18 protein-coding genes and 2 tRNA genes are annotated in these 19,875 nt (G+C 61.1%); 12 read left to right on the forward strand and 8 right to left on the reverse strand.

What is annotated here, in order from left to right:
- Window positions 1-27: 27 nt before the first annotated feature.
- Window positions 28-1,245 (reverse strand): GGDEF domain-containing protein, encoded by a 1,218-nt coding sequence (locus tag DBV35_RS00475; protein ID WP_157961511.1) that lies wholly within the window; start codon window positions 1,243-1,245, stop codon window positions 28-30.
- A 568-nt stretch (window positions 1,246-1,813) separates the two neighbouring features.
- Here DBV35_RS00475 and acmB point away from each other — a divergent pair.
- Window positions 1,814-3,007, forward strand: a complete 1,194-nt coding sequence (gene acmB / locus DBV35_RS00480; RefSeq protein WP_108658304.1) for a methyl acetate hydrolase AcmB — start codon at window positions 1,814-1,816, stop codon at window positions 3,005-3,007.
- Window positions 3,008-3,092: 85 nt separating this feature from the next.
- On the opposite strand, the gene DBV35_RS00485 is transcribed toward acmB, so the two are convergent.
- The 3 genes from DBV35_RS00485 to DBV35_RS00495 form a co-directional block, all read right to left on the reverse strand.
- On the reverse strand, window positions 3,093-4,034 hold the full coding sequence (locus tag DBV35_RS00485; RefSeq protein WP_108658305.1) for an acetamidase/formamidase family protein: 942 nt from the start codon (window positions 4,032-4,034) through the stop codon (window positions 3,093-3,095).
- A gap of 156 nt (window positions 4,035-4,190) precedes the next feature.
- On the reverse strand, window positions 4,191-5,084 hold the full coding sequence (locus tag DBV35_RS00490) for an ABC transporter substrate-binding protein (RefSeq protein WP_108658306.1): 894 nt from the start codon (window positions 5,082-5,084) through the stop codon (window positions 4,191-4,193).
- A gap of 150 nt (window positions 5,085-5,234) precedes the next feature.
- On the reverse strand, window positions 5,235-6,203 hold the full coding sequence (locus DBV35_RS00495) for a class I SAM-dependent methyltransferase (protein WP_170134854.1): 969 nt from the start codon (window positions 6,201-6,203) through the stop codon (window positions 5,235-5,237).
- 326 nt (window positions 6,204-6,529) lie between these two features.
- On the opposite strand from DBV35_RS00495, the gene DBV35_RS00500 reads away from it, so the two are divergent.
- Complete coding sequence (locus DBV35_RS00500) at window positions 6,530-7,303, forward strand: CDP-alcohol phosphatidyltransferase family protein (protein WP_245943794.1); 774 nt, start codon at window positions 6,530-6,532, stop codon at window positions 7,301-7,303.
- Window positions 7,304-7,428: 125 nt separating this feature from the next.
- Here DBV35_RS00500 and DBV35_RS00505 read toward each other — a convergent pair.
- Window positions 7,429-7,504, reverse strand: a tRNA-Thr gene (locus tag DBV35_RS00505).
- A gap of 109 nt (window positions 7,505-7,613) precedes the next feature.
- Here DBV35_RS00505 and DBV35_RS00510 point away from each other — a divergent pair.
- The gene (locus DBV35_RS00510; protein ID WP_245943795.1) at window positions 7,614-8,003 is read left to right on the forward strand and encodes a BA14K family protein; all 390 of its coding nucleotides are present in this window, start codon (window positions 7,614-7,616) and stop codon (window positions 8,001-8,003) included.
- A gap of 754 nt (window positions 8,004-8,757) precedes the next feature.
- On the opposite strand, the gene DBV35_RS00515 is transcribed toward DBV35_RS00510, so the two are convergent.
- Window positions 8,758-9,477 carry a TrmH family RNA methyltransferase gene (locus DBV35_RS00515; protein WP_108658310.1) on the reverse strand — a complete coding sequence of 240 codons (720 nt, stop codon included), beginning with the start codon at window positions 9,475-9,477 and terminating at the stop codon, window positions 8,758-8,760.
- 71 nt (window positions 9,478-9,548) lie between these two features.
- Between DBV35_RS00515 and DBV35_RS00520 the strand changes: the two genes are divergently transcribed.
- A tRNA-Tyr gene (locus DBV35_RS00520) sits at window positions 9,549-9,633 on the forward strand.
- A gap of 175 nt (window positions 9,634-9,808) precedes the next feature.
- Window positions 9,809-11,218, forward strand: coding sequence for a tyrosine-type recombinase/integrase (locus DBV35_RS00525; protein WP_108658311.1), 1,410 nt, complete (start codon window positions 9,809-9,811; stop codon window positions 11,216-11,218).
- Window positions 11,219-11,223: 5 nt separating this feature from the next.
- On the opposite strand, the gene DBV35_RS30060 is transcribed toward DBV35_RS00525, so the two are convergent.
- Window positions 11,224-11,832, reverse strand: a complete 609-nt coding sequence (locus DBV35_RS30060) for a hypothetical protein (RefSeq protein ID WP_157961514.1) — start codon at window positions 11,830-11,832, stop codon at window positions 11,224-11,226.
- A gap of 139 nt (window positions 11,833-11,971) precedes the next feature.
- On the opposite strand from DBV35_RS30060, the gene DBV35_RS00530 reads away from it, so the two are divergent.
- The 4 genes from DBV35_RS00530 to DBV35_RS00545 all read left to right on the forward strand — a co-directional run bounded on the left by DBV35_RS00530 (window position 11,972) and on the right by DBV35_RS00545 (window position 14,290).
- Window positions 11,972-12,244: a hypothetical protein gene (locus tag DBV35_RS00530; RefSeq protein WP_108658312.1), complete on the forward strand. Its 273-nt coding sequence runs from the start codon at window positions 11,972-11,974 to the stop codon at window positions 12,242-12,244.
- A gap of 616 nt (window positions 12,245-12,860) precedes the next feature.
- Window positions 12,861-13,031, forward strand: a complete 171-nt coding sequence (locus DBV35_RS30065; RefSeq protein ID WP_157961515.1) for a hypothetical protein — start codon at window positions 12,861-12,863, stop codon at window positions 13,029-13,031.
- Between the two features lie 156 nt (window positions 13,032-13,187).
- A complete protein-coding gene (locus DBV35_RS00540) occupies window positions 13,188-13,610 on the forward strand; it encodes a hypothetical protein (RefSeq protein ID WP_108658314.1) in 423 nt (140 codons plus the stop codon).
- Window positions 13,607-14,290, forward strand: coding sequence for a BRO-N domain-containing protein (locus tag DBV35_RS00545; RefSeq protein ID WP_108658315.1), 684 nt, complete (start codon window positions 13,607-13,609; stop codon window positions 14,288-14,290). The genes DBV35_RS00540 and DBV35_RS00545 overlap by 4 nt, the downstream gene beginning before the upstream one ends.
- A gap of 149 nt (window positions 14,291-14,439) precedes the next feature.
- On the opposite strand, the gene DBV35_RS00550 is transcribed toward DBV35_RS00545, so the two are convergent.
- Window positions 14,440-14,820, reverse strand: coding sequence for a hypothetical protein (locus DBV35_RS00550; protein WP_108658316.1), 381 nt, complete (start codon window positions 14,818-14,820; stop codon window positions 14,440-14,442).
- A 237-nt stretch (window positions 14,821-15,057) separates the two neighbouring features.
- On the opposite strand from DBV35_RS00550, the gene DBV35_RS00555 reads away from it, so the two are divergent.
- From DBV35_RS00555 to DBV35_RS00570, 3 genes are all read left to right on the forward strand, one after another.
- The gene (locus DBV35_RS00555) at window positions 15,058-15,789 is read left to right on the forward strand and encodes a recombinase family protein (RefSeq protein ID WP_108658317.1); all 732 of its coding nucleotides are present in this window, start codon (window positions 15,058-15,060) and stop codon (window positions 15,787-15,789) included.
- Between the two features lie 1,784 nt (window positions 15,790-17,573).
- Window positions 17,574-18,305 carry a hypothetical protein gene (locus tag DBV35_RS00565; RefSeq protein WP_108658319.1) on the forward strand — a complete coding sequence of 244 codons (732 nt, stop codon included), beginning with the start codon at window positions 17,574-17,576 and terminating at the stop codon, window positions 18,303-18,305.
- A 361-nt stretch (window positions 18,306-18,666) separates the two neighbouring features.
- A complete protein-coding gene (locus tag DBV35_RS00570) occupies window positions 18,667-19,161 on the forward strand; it encodes a hypothetical protein (RefSeq protein WP_108658320.1) in 495 nt (164 codons plus the stop codon).
- The last annotated feature ends 714 nt before the right edge of the window (window positions 19,162-19,875 follow it).

Raw genomic sequence — 19,875 nt, forward strand, 5'->3', positions numbered from 1 at the left:
GGCAGGAGCTGAAGTGCGCTGAAGACATCACGTGGCGAAGGCGGCGCGCACCAGATTTCGTCCATCTTCCTTTGAGCGGTAGAGTTGTCGGTCGGCCTCGCTCAACAACTCCCTGAAGGGCAGCCGGACATCATCGGAATATCCGATGCCGACACTGACCGTAAAACGCACGACGACGTCGCCGGCGTTCACCTGCTGCGCCTCGATCGCCTGTCTGATCCGCTCGGCGATGAGTGAGGCGTCGTGCGTCGTCGCGTTCGGCAGAAGCGCCACGAACTCCTCGCCGCCGATGCGGGCGGCAACGTCCGTCTCGCGCAGGTTCGCACCGATGACCATGCCGCACCGCTCGATCACGCGATCGCCGACGAGGTGGCCGTGGGCGTCGTTGATGGACTTGAACCGGTCGATATCGACGATGAGGACGGCGCGCTGGGTGATGGTCGGATCCATCATCTTCGCGGCCGCCTGTTCCAGGCCCGCTCGGTTGAGAAGGCCGGTCAGCGGATCCTGCAAGGCGGCTTTCTTGAGCGTCTCGGCCCCACGCTCATAGGCGAGGGACAAGGAGAAGGCGCCGCTCGCGACGATGTGGATCGCGGCGTTCATGAGGTGGATGTTGAGGAAGAGGTCCTCCGGCAAAAGGTTGTCCATGCTGTTCTGGGCCAACCAGCCCTGCATCACGCGAAGCACGGACGAGGCGACCATGATCCCATAGGCTGCGATGAGCCCCCAGACGGAGGGCAGGTGCCGATGGCGCTCCGACGCCAGCGTATGGATGATGGCGACGAGCTGGATCGTCAGCACGACATTGACGGCGCCGAAGACGACCCCGGTGCCGAGCATGTCGGCCGAGTAGAGCAGTCCGGCGACCAGGAGCGTGAGGCATGCGGTCGCGAAGTGTGTCGGCGAATACGCGAAGAACGCGCGAATGGCCTGCCACCGAAAGCCCAAGCCGATTGCAAGAAGGCAGTTCGGGAGCAAGAGAGCGTCCTGCGATCCGCCAATTCTTTGCGAGAAGATGAGGAAGGCGACGGAGAAGATAATGTTCGCGACCGCGAGATTGAACCAGTATCCGCGGTTGACCATCCTCGACCAGGCGACAAGGTAGACGACGGAGAAGACAAATAGAGACGCGGCGTTGACGATGAATACTGTCGCGGCGTCCAAGTCGGCCAGACTGTGCATCGGTGTCGTCCCAGCGTCGGCGTGTCGAATCGACGGCGGTCGCCGCGACTTGCGTGAAATCACTCTGAACTTGAAGCGGCCGCTCGGGCGAGCCGGGCCATGAGGTGGTAACGCTTAGACTTATGCTTGCAGCGGACCTGCAATCAAGCACTATAACGCATCGCGTTTGCACAAAAGCCGACCGCGAAGCTCTTTGCGGCCATCGCTGCGCATCCGGTTACGGACGATCAGCCGATGCCGTGCGACGAGCGTCGAAGGTCCGCGTGTTCGTCGACGGCCGATAGTCATCTGAGCCGTTCCGAGCGGCGGGGCACGTCCGTGCACGCATCCACGCGCATGCATGTCGCCGGGTGTCGCCGGCCAACTCGGGATTTCGGCCAACATTTGCTATGCTGGGCCGCCGTCCGAGGGCGATGCGAGCCCTCCGAGGGCGTCGATTGCGTGCGCGCGTTCCAAGTCGAGTGCGATTGCAAGGTGCTGGCCCCGCCACGCTGCGCCCCTCATTGCGACGGGGGCGTCGACGGCGGTCCGCCATCACCAACGGGCCAAGGCCCGACCGGATCAGAACCATAAGAATCGCCAGCTAGGCCTCTGTCCGAAAGGCGCGGGGTCCATGTCCAGGGAGGACAACATGCTGAACGAATTCCACAGAACGGCCGACGCCATCCTGGCCTCCGCTGCGGGGGGCGAGCCGCGTGTTCCAGGCGTCGTCGCGATGGTCAGCGATCGCAACGGCAACATCTACGAGGGGGCGGCCGGAGAGCGCGTCCTCGGCGGCGGCGATGCGATGACGACGGACAGCGTCTTCGCCCTCTTCTCGACGACGAAGGCCATCACCGGCACCGCCGTCCTGCAACTGGTGGAGGACGGGCGGCTCGACCTCGACGCGCCCGCCGGCACCTATGTGCCGGACATCGACAAGCTTCAGGTGATCGAGGGTTTCGACGATGCCGGCGAGCCGCGCCTGCGCGCGCCAAAACGGCGGATCACGACGCGCATGCTGATGCTCCACACGGCGGGCCTCGGGTACGACATCTTCAACAGCACGTACAACCGGTTGGCCCAGGAGAAGGGGCAGCCGAGCGTCATCGAGGCGTCGAAGCGCTGCCTCATGACCCCGCTGCTCTTCGATCCGGGCGAGGAGTGGGAGTATGGCAGCAATCTCGACTGGTGCGGCCAGGTGGTCGAGGCGATCACCGGCAAGCGCCTCGGCGAGGTCTTCGAGGAGCGGATCTTCGGCCCCCTCGGCATCGTCGACACGACCTTCTCCCTCAATGATCGCCTGCGGCAGCGGCTCGCGGGGATGCACAGCCGGGGAGAGGACGGGTCGCTGACGCCGATGGAATTCGAGCTGCCCTCCGATCCGGAGGTCCACATGGGCGGTCACGGCCTCTACGGGACGGTCGGCGACTACATGAAGTTCATCCGCATGTGGCTGAACGACGGTCGTGGGCCCGGCGGTCGCGTGCTCAAGAGCGAGACGATCGAGATGGCGGTGAGGAACGGGCTTGGCGACAAGAAGGTCAAGATGCTGCCTGGCGTCATCCCCTCGCTGTCCAACGACGCCGAGTTCTTCCCCGGCCTCTCGAAGTCCTGGGCGCTGAGCTTCATGTTGAACGACGACACGGCGCCGACGGGCCGCCCCGCCGGCGTGCTCGGATGGGCGGGCCTTGCCAACCTCTTCTTCTGGATCGACCGGCAGAACGGCCACGGCGGCTTCTGGGCGACCCAGATCCTGCCTTTCGGAGACCCGGTCTCGTTCGGCAAATATCTGGAGTTCGAAACGGCAGCCTACGCAGTCCCGCTCGCGGCGCGGGCGGCGTGACGGCGCCGATGGAGCACGGCACCGACCGCGGCCTCTGCCCGCAACGGGCGCCGGATGAGGGTGGGAAGGCTGTGGCGGGACGCCCTCAAGTGAGGGCGTTCTTCGGCAGCATCATGTGACAGCCCTTCTCACCGTCGACGGTCTGCGTCACGCGCAGATCGCCCTGGAGAGAGCAGAGCATATAGGCCTCTTCGCGGGTCAGGCTGGTCCGGCGGCAGATGTGCCCGATCATCTCGCGGACCGCGATCCGTGCCGCCTCGTCGAGATCCTCGTGAAGGCCGATGCTGATGAGGTGGGTGGCGCTTTCCGCGAACGGGTAGGCATAGCCGAGATCCTTGCGCACGGTGAGCCTGAAGCTCCCCGTGAGGCCCGTCTCCAACGCGCTGATGCAGACTTCACCGTCCCCCTGAACGCCGTGACCGTCGCCGGCGGAAAACAACCCACCCTCGACGAAGACCGGCAGGTAGAGGGTCGTGCCGGCCTGGAGTTCCTTGTTGTCCATGTTGCCGCCGAACTTGCGCGGCTGGACGCTGGGGAGCCGCCCCCAATGCGCGGGCGGCGCGACGCCCATGACCCCGAAGAACGGTGCCAGCGCGATCTCCTTGCCCCACGGGAGCCGCGCCGTCCGCTGCTGAATGTCGATCTCGGGATGGATGATCGCGCCGGTGTCGAAATCGCCGGGCAGCGTGCCCCGAAGCGGCACGATGCAGACATAGCCCCAGCGGTCGATCGGTCTGACGTCGAGAATGTCGATCTGCAGCACGTCGCCCGGCGCCGCGCCTTCGACGAACACCGGCCCGGTCAGCATGTGGCTGGCGCCGCCTCTGACGCACTTTTCGATCGCCTCGCGGTGGCCGGGCTGAACCAGGGACGGATCCGGCGGCAGGTCCTCGCGGTCGGCCGCCGCCCAGCTGGTCAACTCCACCGTATCGCCCGATCGGATCCGCAGAACAGGGGGCAGGCTTGCGTCGTGGAACCCCCAATGGATGTTCTCTGGCAGCGCGTCCAGGCGGTGATTTTGAGGCATTCGATCTCCAATAGGTCGGGCTATGGCCGATCAGTCTCAGACGTGCCTTGGCGGAGTGGACCAACCTTTGCGGAGAAGCATAGCGGTGGTTCCATCGGGCGGGTAGGGGCGCTCGTTCTCCGGGTCCCGTGCTGGGCGCTGGAAGATCTGGCGCGCTCAGGCGTCGACGTGGTTCGCGGCCTCCAGGATGGATTGCGGCACATCCACGCCCAGCCGCCGCGCCGTCGCCAGGTTGACCGTGAGATTCATGCTGGTTTCATACTCGACCGGAGACGAGCGCGTGTCTTCCCCTTGCAAGATCCGAACGGCGAGCCCCGCGGCCCGGCGCGTCGCCTTTGAGAAACTGGTTCCATAGGCGATCAGCGGCGCGGCGCGCGCCATGTCCCAGCCGAAGACGGTGGGAAGCTTCGTGGCCGTCGCCGCCTCCGCGACCGCAAGGCAATGCGTGTTGATCCGCGGCACTTCGAGGCCGAGCAGAGCGGTCGCGCCTTCGGCACGGAAGTCGCTCATCGCGGACGCGATGTCGTCGAATGATCGCAGAAGGCGCACGACAGGGCGAAATCCCTGGGCAAGGGCTGCGGTCTTCGCCATCTCGGCGAGGATTGGCGGGACGTTGGCGTCACCGATGAGGGCGAGTGTCGCGATCTCGTCGATCGTGTCTTTCAAAATCCTGATCTGCTCGCCCGTCTGCTCGACGTTGAAGGAGGTCACACCCGCGACGTTGCCGTCTCGTTGGCTCTCTTCGGAAATGAGGCCCGCCGCGTAGGGATCGACCACGATTGCAAAGACGATCGGGACGGTGTCACCGACGATCGCGTGAACAGCGTAGAAACTCACCGCTCCGATTGCGACGATCAAATCCGGTCGAGCCGATGCCAATTCTGCAGCTAACGACGGCAGAAGCTCGTGTCGACCTCCGGCAAATCTCTCGATCGTCTCGACGACTAGGACGGTTTGCTTGTGTTGTAGATCAAGTTCGTCGCGAAACGCGGAGTAGGCCGGATACGACGTGTCTTCGGCCATGAGAATACCGATGCGTCGAGCCGTCACGACAGGGTTCTCCACGATCGACTTGTGAAGTCATAACAAGGCTTATCGAACCAAGTGAGAGACCCGTCAAACGGCTCCCGCTTGAAGATGAGACGCGTCGTCCGAGAAGTGGAAGTTGCGTGGCCTGCCCGGCTCGCCTGCCGCAGCAGCTCAGATCGCGACAGCCGTAAACAAGCGCGCGGTCTGCGGGGCGATGAGGTCGGGGCCGCGGACGAGGTCGGCGCAGGATTTCAGGACATCCGACACGATCGCCGCCATGACGCCCTCGCCGCCGGCGGCGACGGCAGGCCCCACCGGATTTCCCTTGATTTCGAGCGGGATGCTTTTCTCGGGCTCATGGATGATCCTGTCGACCGTGAGCTCCTGCGATTGAACGTCGTCGAAGCCGCACGAGCGCAGCAGCTCGGGAACGGTGCCCAGCCCTGCGTAGGCGAAGGGAGCAAGGGAGCGCGTCGCGTCCTGCCGGGACACGTGGCGTTCAATGGCCTGCGCCAATGCGATGAAGAAGCGGGGTGGCCCCGCCCAGATCGTCAGGATGATCCGGCCACCTGGCCGCAAGACGCGTCGGATCTCTTTTAGTGCGGCGTGTTCGTCCGGAAAGAACTGGAGTCCTTGCTGGCAGAGGGCGACGCTGAAGATCGCATCCGCGAACGGCATCTTCGTGACGTCGCCGACGTGCCACGCGAAGCTTTCGGGCGCGTCGCGCGTCACCTCGCGAGCCATCTCGATCATGCCGTCATTGAGATCGATCCCGGTGATCGGTGCTTTCGGTGAGACTTGCGCGTGGATGACGCGGCTGACGATCCCTGTGCCGCAAGCGACATCGAGCAGGACATCATCGTGCGAGATGTCGATTGCGGCGAGCGTCGCCTCGGCCAGCGGCCGGAAGATCGCCTTGACCTTCTGCTGTTCGTAGGACGCCGCAGCGCCTTGAGCGAGCTGGAACGCATCACGTGCCATGTCGAGCTCTTCCTTCGTGCGCCCTCGGCAAACAAGCGCGGCCGATCGGCCAATTTTGAGCTGGAGGATCCCGAGATGCAACGTCATTGCCGGTGCGATGACGTCTACGGCGTTGCGGTAACGCGCGGCTTGTATGTGAGCCAAGCCGAGGTGTGGCACCTCAGGGCAAGTCTCGTGCATCGCGGGTGCTGCGCGCAAATCCATCCTGATTGCAAACGTGCGCCAAACGCTTTGATATCTTTGGCTTGGCTGGAGCTCTATCGCATCGGTGGCGTTTCCGGTGATGATGACCTTAGCGGAACCGGTGTATTCCGCCGATCGTCACGGCACGTTGACAATGGGCGGTCAACGATGAGCCCGGCGCGACGGGCTTCCTCAACAGCCTCGAACGTTTGTGCAATGGCAGTCCCTATGCAGCTTTGTCGTCCACTCCGCGGATGCCTCGGCCGTTCGTCTGTGACTATGAAAGCGCAATCGGGACGCTGTTGACCGTCGCGAAACTGTCATCGAATGCGATCCGCTTTTGTCGATCGGCGGAAAAGGGTATCCATTGTCGGATGCGCCTAAGAGCCTACGCAGTTCACCTATTCACCGCCATCGGCGCATCGCTTGCCATGCTCGCACTGCTGGAAGCCGTGCAGCAGGATTGGGCCATGATGGCGATCTGGCTGGCGGTTGCCTTCGTCGTCGACGGGATCGATGGCCCTTTGGCCCGCCGCTATGACGTTCACACCAATGCGCCAGTGATCGATGGGACGCTGCTGGACCTGATCATCGATTTTCTGACGTATGTGATGATCCCCGCCTACGCCCTCTATGGATCGGACTTGCTTCCAGGGTGGACAGGCTGGTTCGTGGTGCTTCTCATACCTTTCGCCTCATCCCTTTACTTTGCTGATACACGCATGAAGACGAAGGATGCTTCGTTCCGCGGTTTTCCCGCATGCTGGAATATGGTGGTGCTGGCATTGCTGGTGATCCAGCCGGTTTGGGAAGTGATCCTCGGCCTGGTCCTGCTGCTGTCCGCCGCCCAGTTCCTCATGCTGCGGTTTATCCATCCGGTGCGCACGCTGCGCTGGCGGGCGGTGTCATTGCCCGTGGCATTGATCTGGACGGGCTGCATCGCCTATTCCGCGTGGTTCGATTTCGCCTCGATGTCCGTTTTAACCGGTATCGTCGCCGTGACGTCGGTCTATCTGTTGCTCGCGGGTATCGCACAGCAGATGATTTATAAATCGCGGAGCGCTGCGCTGGTGTAGAAGTGTCGTGGGTTACCGTCGGAGGGCGAAAAATCGCGCGCGAACTCGCAACGAGATCTGCGGCGCGCTTCAACCACCGGATGGCCGTACTTCGGGACTTCTTGTAATCACCCTGGATGGGGATTTGGTGCCGGCTGAGGGACTCGAACCCCCGACCCCCTGATTACAAATCAGATGCTCTACCAACTGAGCTAAGCCGGCCCTGGCGTGCGGGTTATCGGGTGTCGCGCAGGGGTGGTCAACGCTTGTGCATTGCCTTGTATGGCCAAATGAGACAGGATTTTCCAGAGGGATCCCTGGGGGAATGTGCATGACGCTCGGACGCTTTCTGGCAATCGCGGCCGTGACCGCTTCGGCATGGGTCTCGATGGCGTCGCCGGGCGTCGTGTCGCCGGCCGCGGCGGCGGACCTTTATACCGTCCGCCCGTACGTCGATTCCCGCGGAACGCCTCGCTATTTCGGCCGGTACGAGCCCTGGTCGCGCAGCGAGGAACGGCCGCCACGGCGCGGCGAATGGTTCCTCACCTCGCCCATCCCGCCGCGCGTCAACTTCCTCGTTCCGATGGACAAGGCCTATCTCTATGCCCGTCCGGAGCCGTGGACGCCGGCCTGGTACACCTATTGCAGCGAGCGCTGGCCGAGCTTCAATCCGCGCACCGGGACCATCCGGACCCCCGACGGCGTCAGGATGTGCTTCTGATTTCGATCCGTCGTTGCCCCACGGCAACAGAGGCCTCCACCCAAGGCGCCCCTGCGGCGCCTTTTTTCTTGCCCGACGCCCGCCGCCGCGCCGGGCGGGCGGTAAGCGATGGGATGGAGGCGCGCGCCGGGAGCGTCACGGCGCAGGGGAAGGTGGATCACCGAGCGGCTGGGGCCCGCCCGTAGCCGGCCTTTGGTGGGCTCGGCGCTGTTCATACGCATCGCTTCGCCACCGCCGCCCGCCTTGTCCACGCGGCGCCGCCGAGGTCGGGGGAAGGCCCGGCCCCTCTCCGGTCTCCAGTGCGCGCCGCCCCACCGGGCGAACCGGCCGGAAACGGTGGGCCGGGGAACTTGCGCGCGCCCGAAGCGTCACGGCGCGGGGGAAGGCGGATCGCCGAGCGGCCGAGCGCCCGTCAGTCGCCGGCCTTTGGCGGGCTCAGGGCCGTTCCTCGCCGCAGCCACCCGCTTTGCGCGCGACGCCGACAAGTCCGAGGGACGGCTCGACCCCTCTCGTAGCCCGCACGCGCAGCCCCGGCAGGTCGGTGGGCCGGGAATGGTGGGCCGGAGGGGCGCGCCCGAAGCGGCACGGCGCATGGGAATGCGGGTCGCCGAACGGCTGAGCACCCGCCCAGCACGGCCTTCGGTGGGCTCGCGGCCGTCCATGCGCCGCGTCTCTCCGCAGCCGCCCGTCCTTCCGAGCCTCGCCCGGCGAGGGCCGGGGGACGCCCGACCGCGCCTGAGCCGCCGGCCCCGCGTCAGCGCGGCTTCAGGAGGCTGTTCGTCGCCGCGTAGAGGGTGATCGCGGCCGCGTTCGAGACGTTGAGGGAGGCGAGGGCCCCCGGCACCTCGATCGCGGCGGTGACGTCGCAGGCGGCCGCCACGCCGGGGCGCACCCCCTTGCCCTCGGCGCCGAGCACGAAGGCCCAGCGATCGGCGGGCTCCAGCGTGCCGAGCGGCACGGCGGCCTCGCTGTCGAGCGCGGCGACGCGGAAGCCGAACCCTTTCAATTCCTCCACGGCGCGGGTGAGGTTCGTGACCACCGCGATGTCGACGAGGTCGAGCGCGCCCGAGGCCGATTTCGCGAGCACCCCCGTCTCCGACGCGCTGTGGCGGCGCGTCACCACCACGGCGTCGACCCCGAAGGCGGCCGCCGAGCGCAGGATCGCGCCGACATTGTGCGGGTCGGTGATGTGGTCGAGGCACAGGACGAAGCGCGCGTCGGCGAGGTCCTCGATGTCGCGGCCCGGCAGCGGCGAGACGTAGAGCGCGGCGCCCTGGTGGACGGCGTCAGCGCCGACGAGCCGATTGAGGGCGCGCACGTCGATCTTCTCGGGCTCCATGGGGCGCGGCAGCGGCTCCAGACGGCGCGTCGCGTTGGGCGTTGCGACGAAGCGATGGATGGTCCGGCGCGGGTTTGCGAGGGCGGCGCGAACCGAGTGCAGGCCGAACAGCCAGTAGGGCTCATTGTCATCCATGTGGAAGAGATATCCGTCTCATCGTTGACTTCGTTCCGATCCCCTTTTATCACGCCGCTTCGACGCGACCCGGAGGGGTGCCCGAGTGGCTAAAGGGGGCGGACTGTAAATCCGCTGGCTATGCCTACGTTGGTTCGAATCCAACCCCCTCCACCATCCCCGACCTAACTCTCTGATCTCAATGATATCCGGGGCTTACGCCTTGCTCCATGGGACATACCATGGGACACGGTATGGGACAAAGGCGATCGTCGGACCCTCTCAGAAGCCGCCCAGAGCCTCCTGGAGACACCCTGGCGATTAAGCCTCGGCGATCATCAGAGGTCCCTCCATGCCCCCTCTGCGGCTCCCCAAGCATCTTGAGAAGCACGGCAACGGCTATCGTGTGAGTGTCCCCGTCCCCAGGGCCTTGCAGCCGGTCATAGGGACACGACGCCTCAAGCAGAACCTGAAGACCGACAGCCGCAGGGATGCCGAACGGCTGATGGGTCCTGTGATCCACGAATTCCTCACCCGTCTCAAGGTAGCCAGCGACCACCTCAACGATCCTCAAGCGGCCAGTCGAGAGAAGCGACAGCTGAACCTCAAGGAAGCCGCGTTCCTCCTCCGTGAGCAGATGGAGGAGGCGAGGGCCTCTGGAGATCCTGAGAAGGTCGAGGGGGTCGATGAACAGATTGCGGTGACCGTCGAAGGTCTCTTGGGTCGTCCTGTCGATGTCGATGAGGAGGGCCATCCGATCTATGACCGGCCCAGCGCCGACAAGGCCAGTGAGCTGAACGCGATCGCTCGTGGCCGTGAGTTCCCCATCGAGGATGCCCTACGGCTCTATCACGATGAACGGGACGACCTGACGGAGCGGAGCAAGTCTGATGACCGTCGCGCCGTGGCCTACCTCCTCGCCCACTGCGAGGCCAAGAAGGTCAGGCGGACCATCGAGAGCATCGATCGACGCGAGGCAGGCCGGTTTGTCGCCGGGATGAAGGGCTACGCCTCCAAGGACAAGAACGGGCGACCGATCACGAACAAGACGGTCAACAAGTACCTGTCGAGCCTCAGGTCCCTCTGGAGGTGGCTCGTGAGGCGTGGGTACGTGGCTGAGAACGTCTGGAGGGAGCAGAGCCTACCGAAGGAACGGAAGACCCGTGAGGAGCGCCACAGGCCCTTCACGGACGATGAGATCCGCCGCTTGCTGTCAAGGACACCTCACAGGCCCTCGCTGCATCCGATCATGCTGATCGCTGCCCTCTCGGGTGCTCGTATCGACACGATCGTGAGCCTGAAGGTGAGGGACGTCGCCAATGGTCTCTTCCACTTCAAGGCTCAGAAGCTGGAGCCCGATGCTCGGGACGTTCCGATCCACTCCACCCTCGTGCCGATCATCGAGAAGCTGGCAGCGGGGAAGAGCCCCGAACAGGATCTCTTCACGTTGCCTGACGGCTCTCCCGAGTATCCTGAGGTGACTGGAGAGGCCTCACGGTCCAACCCCGCGGTGAAGGCGTTCACCTACTACCGGCGCAAGTGCGGGGTAGAGGCGGCCAGTGGCGGCCGTAGGAGCCTCGTTGACTTCCACTCCTTCAGACGCTGGTTCATCACCACGGCTCTTCAGGCTGGGCAGCAGCCGCATATTGTGGAGCGTGTCGTGGGACACAAGAATACGGGGATGACCCTTGGAGTTTACTCTGGAGGGCCGTCTATGGAGCAGCTCAGGGAGTGTGTGGAGGCGGTGAAGTTGCCGCAATGATGGGGCTATGCGTCCGGGTAAAGTCCATCTACTTTCGTCTTTATGTGTTCTAGCTCGATTCTTAGGGTATCGATTTCACGTCTTTCAATCTTTACTTCTCGGAAACTAGGGTGATGGCTCAATTCACTGATAATGGAGCAAAGTTCCGTTACCGCTCGTGTTAAACTGTTCCCATGAATGCTCCAACCTTTCGGGCTGAAGTGCTGCATATCATTGCGGATATCGATACTAAATGCTACGAGATTGTCGCGAGATTGGGATGAATTGATTGGGCGTCCACCCCAGTTCTTCATCCATTCGTCAGATTTGCATCGGCACCAGAGTACTTTGGGTGATGCGACCACCATTCCCTCAGGGTAGGCGATATTCGGTTCGTCCTGACGCTTCAACAACCTAGCCTCATCTGAGTTCCGCCAGATCCCGCCCCCATCCGAGCGCTCCAGGACGCAGATCATTGTCACCACGAAAGCACTAAAAATTTCTAAGAATACGGAGCGTATCAGTCTAGGGTTGATTGATAGACTGTCTGCCAAGATTGATGAAGCCATAACAACATCAAATATGTCCTTGAATTCATCCGTATCATGGGCCTCTGAAGGTTTATTGGAATTCACGAAACGCTCCTGTGGAAAAACTGACTGGAACTATAGAGTAAACTAGTTAAGGTTTCGGACATTATATTGAGATTCAACAGTATTTTATTGTGAGGTCCTGTGTTCATAAAATCCTCCTTAAATGAAAAGGATTGTCAAGATGACAAGCTACATCAAACCAGCCAACTTCAACCATCGTGCCGAAGCTGAGGCTTCCAAGATCCACAGGCAACGCGACACCTTCGTCAAGCGTATGGATGGCGAGGATGTCTGGGAAGGCATGAACCAATTCGCGGCTGACCATTGGTCGGACGCTCAGTTCGATCGCTTCAACTCAGCCATGAACTCTCGAGACCCTGACGTGGTCCGCAAGGCCCTGAACGAACTCCGTACGGACTATTCAAAGGCCATGTTCGGCGGTCGCCAGGGGTAGCGCTAGTAGCTGCCACTGGGTCTCGTATTGCTTCCGATGTTCAAGGTATAATACGTATTCGATATCGAATGCACTTATAAATCCACTTGATTGACTGCCAATAGATCCAATATGTGATCCTTACTCGCAGTCGATCGGAGGATCATAACCTAATGTACATCTGCATCGGATCTGGTAAGCGCTGCCTGGAGCTGGACATCTTCAACAGCTGGCGCACCGTCTACGCACGCGTCCCCTTGATCGGGGAGCTGTGGCTGGATGGCACCAGACGGCTCTCACAAGAGAATGCCTTCCACTTCCAGAGTTGGCGTCAGATCTGCCGTGACGCGTCCTCCTGAGGGCTGGGCTACACGCTTCGGGTCACTGTTGAAGGTCAGCGGCGGCGCGGGGCTCGCTAGGGCCTCCAGAGTTTAGCGTCTAACGGCTTGTAGCCTCCTGAGGTGAGATACCGAATCTCGGTCACACCGTCTTTCTGGAGGTGGTCGCAGGCAAGCTTGACGAGTTCATCATGCGGGTCGAGCGGCCGAAGTCGTGTTCCTGCATCTCCAATGTCGCGTATGGATAGGAGTAAGGCTTCTCGGGGGCTGTCGATGTATCGGCGAGCCGTGAGGAGTCGTTGCCCATCATCGAATTCATAAAGATCATACTCGAACGCGCAATTGCTGACGCCATCGGGATCGAGGCCGCCCTTCTCAAGGTGCCTTGTCTTGTTCAGGCGCATCAGAAGACACTCATCAATCTCGTCGATCTATGGCCAGCAATGCCGCTGCTGATGGAAGACAGCTAGTTTAGCGGATCAAGCGCCTCCAGACAGGACGCTGCTGCCCTGACGATCAACTCAAGTCATCCAACGACCACCTTCAGGCCCCCTGGAGGTGGCTTTTCGTGTTCGCCCATCACCTCGCAGGTGACACCCTCAAACGCAAAGAAGAAAGAAACCCCCATGGAACTCCTCATGAGCGCCGCTGATAGCCGGTGCGACAACCCCAGCACGGACTATCTGGACCCTGAAGGGGCTGGCCCCGACGCGCTGACCTTGCTCCTCGTCCTCCTCACGTCCGCCGCTGCCGATCAGGAAAAGCAGCAGCAGGAGGACGAGGAGCCATCGAGCGAACCCGTCCAGGCCCCGTCCTTCCCTCCTCAGCTCACGGCGCAGCAGCGCTCCAACTTCGCCTGGAGAATGCTAACCGTCATGAATGACCCTCTCACCCGTCTGGAGACTGCCAGGGCCACTGGCTGCGGTGTCCGCATCATCTCCGTCATGCGGCGTGTGAAGGCTGCCATGGAGGCTGAAGGCCTCTGGCCTCCGACCTTCGACACCTGGCGTGATGCCAAGGCCTGGGACAAGGCAAGGAGGGGCGGATGAGTAGCCTCGATGTCTCGAAGCACCTCATCACCGATAAGGCCGGTGCTCGACACTTCATCCGTTCAATCGAGGTCGCCTGCGAGCCCCTCTTCATCGCCCGCGATATCGTTGATGCCATGGGCCTCGGCAACATCTCCGAAGCAACCAAGATGGTCGAGGACGAGGACAAGCATCGGGTGAGCGTGAGGGCGCTCGGCAACACCAATGGTGGCGGAGCGAAGCTAGCCCTTACCGTTGCCGGGGTTCGTCAGTGCTGCGGCTATCATGCCTGGAGAGGTGGGAATGCCATGGCAGACAAGATCCTGGCGCTGATCGATGATCTCTCGATCGCCGCCACTGAAGATCACCCGAAGACGCCTGAGGACCAGCTGGGACGCGTCGAGGATGCCTTGGGAGACCTTCGGAAGGCCCTTGCGTGGGATCTGCTGGAGCGGCTGCGGTCGGGGCAGATGAAGGCCTCTGAGCTCGTGATCGCCCGTGCGCTGCTCGCCGACAATGGAGTGACCATCCCTGCCCTCCGAGCTGAGGCCAGTCGCCGGATGTTTCAGTCCCAGGCTACCTCTGGCAGTGGGGTGGCGGACGAGCGGGACGAGCTATTTGATGTCGATTCCCTGCCGTTTCAAAGGGGAGAGGAGTGGGAGTCGGAAGATGAGGTTGAGGGATCTGAAGAGGATCGATAGGTGATCTGAAAATGGGTCACGCATCTAAATGGGTATTAGAATATAAAGAGATCCACGCTCCCCCCTCGGCCCTCTGGCTGATTCACTAATACGTGATCGAACAACCTGGGGGAGGGGAGGGGGTGCCCCAGGGGTCTTTTCGTCTGCCCTCAGTCTTCGTGGCATCGACCAAAAACAGCATCGACCATCGGCGCCAAGGTCTGTGAATGCACATACGTCCCTTCGTTGGGATCGAGGGTGGCCACAGTCCAGTCGTCGTAGAGGAACCTCAAATCTCCTGTTGCCAGTTTCTCGACGTGCAGCAGCCGATGATGGTCACAGCCGCTATCGACGCAGAGCCTCACGCTCATGGACTGGGTGTCGATCCTGATGAGCTTCAAAAGACTGACCCGCCTGCAGCCCGAGATTGGCGGGCCGTAGCAGTACAGGGACGTCTCGATCCAACAGGAATAGCTCGTAGCGAGGGCAGGGGTTGTGGGTGCCAGACCGATCGCGATGGCTGATAGGCGGAGGCTGGTGCTGAGCTTCATCGGCTGGGTGTCTCCGTCCCGCAGACTGCTCGCAGTCGAGGACTACTGCGCGCAGGATCTGCCTCCGACGATCATGAGCCGTGAGAAGTCCACCGTACAGCCTGGAGGCTCCTCTGTGTCCGTTAGAGTGTACTTCAGCGGAAATGCTCAATCGGCTCCTACCTGTGTCCGTAAGGGTTGACAGCTACCATTCGGACACGAGATAGATCGGACAGAACTCATACGGACGAGGTTGCCATGTCCATTCTCGAAGCGTCTTCAGGTCTCCAGCGAGGCAGCAAGCGGGGCCGCACGACGCCACCTCAGGGCCACCCTGGACGAGCCTCTGACCATCTCAAGCAACACAAGGTCGTCCTCTACGCCCGTGTTTCGACAATGGAGCAGACCCTAGACCATCAGCTAACCCACGCTCAGCAGGCAGGCTTCAACATTGATGAGGTCATCGCCGATCACGGTGTTTCTGGCGTGAGTGTCCCTCTCAAGGATCGTGAGAACGGCAGGAGGCTTTTTGACATCTTACGTTCAGGGGATGTCCTTGTTGTCCGATGGATCGACCGCCTCGGTAGAAACTACTCAGATGTTACCGCGACTGTCAGGGAGCTGATTGAGCGTGGGGTGACCATTCGGACGGTCATCAACGGGATGACCTTCGATGGCTCCTCCAAGGACCCGATGTCGAAGGCGGTCAGGGACGCGCTGCTGGGCTTCATGGCCGCGATGGCTGAGGCTCAGGCGGAGACCACCAAGGAGGCTCAGGCTGCGGGGATCGCTCTTGCCAGGGAGAAGGGCGTCTATCGTGGGCGTAAGCCGAGCTTCGATGCTGATCAGCTGCAACAGGTGATCCAACTCCTCCAGCAGGGGGTCACACCAACGGAGATCGCCAAGAGGGTCAGCGTCTCTCGGCAGGTCGTCTACCGCATCAAGGAAGATCCTGCGGCTGCCTCAAGAGCGCTGGAAGCATGGGGGTGAGATCTCGAAGGCTGCTGGCAGTCGAGGTCTGCTGCGTGAAGGGTCTGGGGTGGTCGGCAGCGCAGTGCTGTGTTCGGGGGAGTAGGAGCGGCTGGGTGATCTTGAGATACCTCTAGAAGGCCCTCAGGAGTCTCCAGAGTCGCGTTAGGCTGAGCCCGGTGTCAGCCACTGGCTTTCTGACGATGCCTCTGTGTGAGTCCCTGAGGGGCTCTGAGAGGTATTCGGGATATTGAGTTCATCGATCTGTCGCGTGAATGCATGAGGTGATCAAGGGAAAGCTTAAGCGAGGAAGTCATTCGGCGGTATATTCTGTATAGCTCCTCAGGAGCCTCCAGATTCGCGTTAGTAAAAAGTGGGTGGTTGGGCCTGTCAGAAGCTAACCCCTCTCTGTGAGTCTCTGAGGGGCTCTGAGCGGTATTCTGAGTTGGGGGTGTCCCTCCGGCTCAGGTCGAGGGATGGGGAGCCAGGTCTGGAACGTGACTATCCTGGCGATGGTATCATTGTACCGTCTCACCTCACTCAGGAGGGGCCATCGCTGGTGGCAATATGTTACCACATAGCCGCCTACGATATGCCGACAATCAATTAGGGTGACCATAGGGAAAGGGACTGCTCACGAGCATCTCCAGTTCCAGGGGGCACTCCCGTGAGGAGTGACGGCTTCGGCCGTGCCATGCTCAAGGCCTCGGATGATGTCCTTGGGTCCCCCCTTACCCTCAGAATACCACGTTGCCCTTCGATCGATGTTGGCAGCGTGGGGGGTAAGGGGGGCCATGCTAAGGGTTCCTGGATGATATCTATAGATCCAGAGATCCTTAGGACTGTCCTTAGATCATCTTACGATATCTGAAGATCCACTGGCGACAGTCCGTGGGTGATGGATCATTGATGACCATCAAATCAGACACACTCTAGTCCAGCTTCACGTTCCATCAGGGATCTTCCGCCCACCGATGCTCAATCGACTGATGGAAGGTCATAGAAGGTGGGCTGAAGGCAGTCTGTAGATAGTGGATCATGGATGACCATCAAATAAGGCAACCTTAAGAACCTCCTTCAGGCACCTTCCGATTTCCTTGGCTCCGATCTCACGATACCTCGACATGAGCCTTGTGATGGACCCAAGCGTTACCGGAAGTGGCTATGAAGGAGGAGGTAGAGGATCGCGGCGAACGATATGAAGTAGAGGGTGTGCCGTATCCTCTGTTCATTGCGCCTCCGCCTCCGCCTCTCCCTCTGACGTCTCAATTCCTGACGTCGTTGGTAGCGCCTGACGTATTCATCAATGTCTATTAGCAGCTCCCTCTCAAATCTCTCATCTTCCTCCTCAGTGTCTGTTGGTTCCTTGATGACTGCCGGTGGTCTACGCTTGAACATTCCGTTCAGCCTGTAGGCGTCCGGTGGTCATTGAACGAGGTGAGCGTGGGTGTCGTTGCTTCTTGCGAACAACTCGCGTCACATCTCTGACCATCCGGTGAGGGCTGGTGAAGGATACGTCGCATTGTCTTCCTTTGGATGGGTTGGGACGAATATGTCCTGAGGGGTCGTATTGATGGTGATGTCTCAATTCGGCCCCGCCTATCTGCTTCATTCGTGAAGAGACGGTCATATTCTTTTTCAAAATAGTTGTACTCATCAATATTGATTCGCCGAATTTTGTTTAGAGGTACGTGTCAATACACGAATTATGCAATGAAGAATGAATAACAACAAAAAGGTTTATCGTGATGTCTTTCAATCTCCCTGCACCACTCCCCAGAACCCTTAGCCAAGCCGAAGAACAGATGACGAAGTACTACGGCACCCGTTGCCACGCTGAAGGGTGTCGCAAGGACCGTGCGGGCTTCTCACGGTTCTGCGACCGGCATAGGCGGGAGGTGGTCCTGCAAGGGGAGGTCGGGCAGCGACGTATCAGGGTCCCTGAGCTGAGCCCCTACGTGCAGCTGGTCGAGCGACGACTGGCAGCGGGAAGGCATTCCCCAGAGATCCAAGATCTTGTGAAGAGTTTCCATCGCCGGTGGTGTGATCTGGTCTCAGAAGCAGAGCGTTACATCGATTGTGTCGAGAAGGAGATCCCGACGTGGGATCACCCGACCATCAGGCGTAGCCAGGGCGCGCCTCTGTATCGTGAGTTCGAGCTGCGTTCCTACCAGCACATCTTGCGGATGGAGAGGGTGGAGACTGACTGGACGCGGTTTCTCGTCGAGACTGCAGCCATGATCATCTTCCGTGAGTTCGAACCCCACCGCTTCGTCACCGACCGGTCCTTCTTCGTTCAGCTCGCAACCCGTGTGGGGCGTATGAGGCGGAGAGTGGTCTTCGAAGATGGTCCCAGGGCTGGGCAGCTCGTCTACATGAGCCGGATAGCGGTCAAGGAGAAGCACTTCATCGGTCAGCAGCTCTCCGCCTGCTTCGGTCCCCTTGGGCTACATCTTGCGAATATCGAACTGATGGGCCTTGAGGATGAAGACGACAGCCGAAGGATTCTCAGCGAGGGCCTAGCGGCTCTTCGATGATCCGAGTGGGGAAAGCCTCAGGATTCCAGCGGGACTCTTGATGGCCACGACGTCCACGTGATATGAGAAAGGGCGGCCCTGAGAGGGTCGCCCCGAGGCTATCTCAAGAGCAAGGGACGAAACACGGGGACCAGCCGTGTCGGCCCGAGACGGATTTCCACCGTCACACTCCTCTCTCCTCGGCATCTCTCGTTGCCGGGTACGCTCCTGACGGAGAGGGCTCATCCATGCGATGGGCCCTTCTCTTTGTCTACCACACAGGTATGGGTATCACAATGCCCTCGATGTGCGTCTATGCGCTATTGAGCTGACATCCTGTTGATATCGTGGTACGCACATCGTTGTGGATGGGGGAGGCGGCATGACTGACGCGTACCAGAAGGCTCTTGCGAGGCAGGCGGAGCTTAAGAGCGAGATCGCGGATCGCGATAGGGAACTCGCGCGGATTAACGAGTTCCTTAAGATGTATCATGAGCTAGAGGGAAGGCCACTTAAGGCTTCGGCACAGGTTGGCAGGCCGACGCTGACAACTCATCCGAGGGTACTGACCCGTGAAGAGGCAGCCCCCATTATCCGCAAAGTCCTGATCGATCATCAGCAACCGATGACGCGCGCCGAGCTTCTCAATGCTCTCAGCGAGGGCGGAAACCCAATTGGAGGGCGCGAGCCAGCAAACAATCTCGGTACCATGATGTGGCGGATGAAGGATCAGTTCGTAAACCTGAAGGGGTACGGATACTGGCTTGCTGACATGGCCTATGAACCTGCTGCCTATGAGCCAACGGTTACCTCAGACGAGGATGGTGCGTCTGCAGACGGTGCATCGATAGCGGCTGAGGATCACCGCCAGGGATAGGTTTCTGACTTTGGTGATAGCCTGGGGACGTGCTTGGGACGGCTCATAGGATACGTGAGTGCCCTTAGGCTGCGCGCGTGATCTCGGTCTGGATTGATACTGCGTCAGTCACCGGACATTCGGACGATCGTGATCGATGACGATCGTGGTTCGTCCTCGCGGACGTGTGCCGCGCCATCGGCTACGCGGTTCGCTCCGATGGGAGTGTGAACACCAACCACGCCAAGGCGGTCCTCGACGCAAACGAGATTACCCCTCATCCGGCGAGGGGTATTCCCGGCTCCCGTGTAAGCTCCGTCACGCTCATCTCCGAGTTTTGCCGTTACCGCCTCGTGATGCTCCAACAGCCGCCGCCGCGCTGACGAGATCATCGCGATCGCGGACGGACGGAAGAGCCTGGAAGAAATGCGCGCCGCTAATGCGGAGGCAAATCGTAACTACCGCGAAAAGTCGGCATCACGTGATGCCGAGTTTCCCGAGAAAAGTCGGCGCTACGTAGTGCCGAATTTCCAGATGACCCCGAAGGCGACCAAGAGGACGATGAGGAGACGGTCATCTCCGATCGCCTCGCTTCGATGTCCGACCGGAAGAAAGAGAACCTGAACATCGACGCCAACAAGGTTCTGAACGGCGCGCGTAAGGCCACCAAGGACGCTCGCACGGAAGCGGAGAAGGAGCGGGCAAGAGTGCTCCGCCGCTATTTCCCGGTCGGTG

Source organism: Acuticoccus kandeliae (assembly GCF_003073115.1).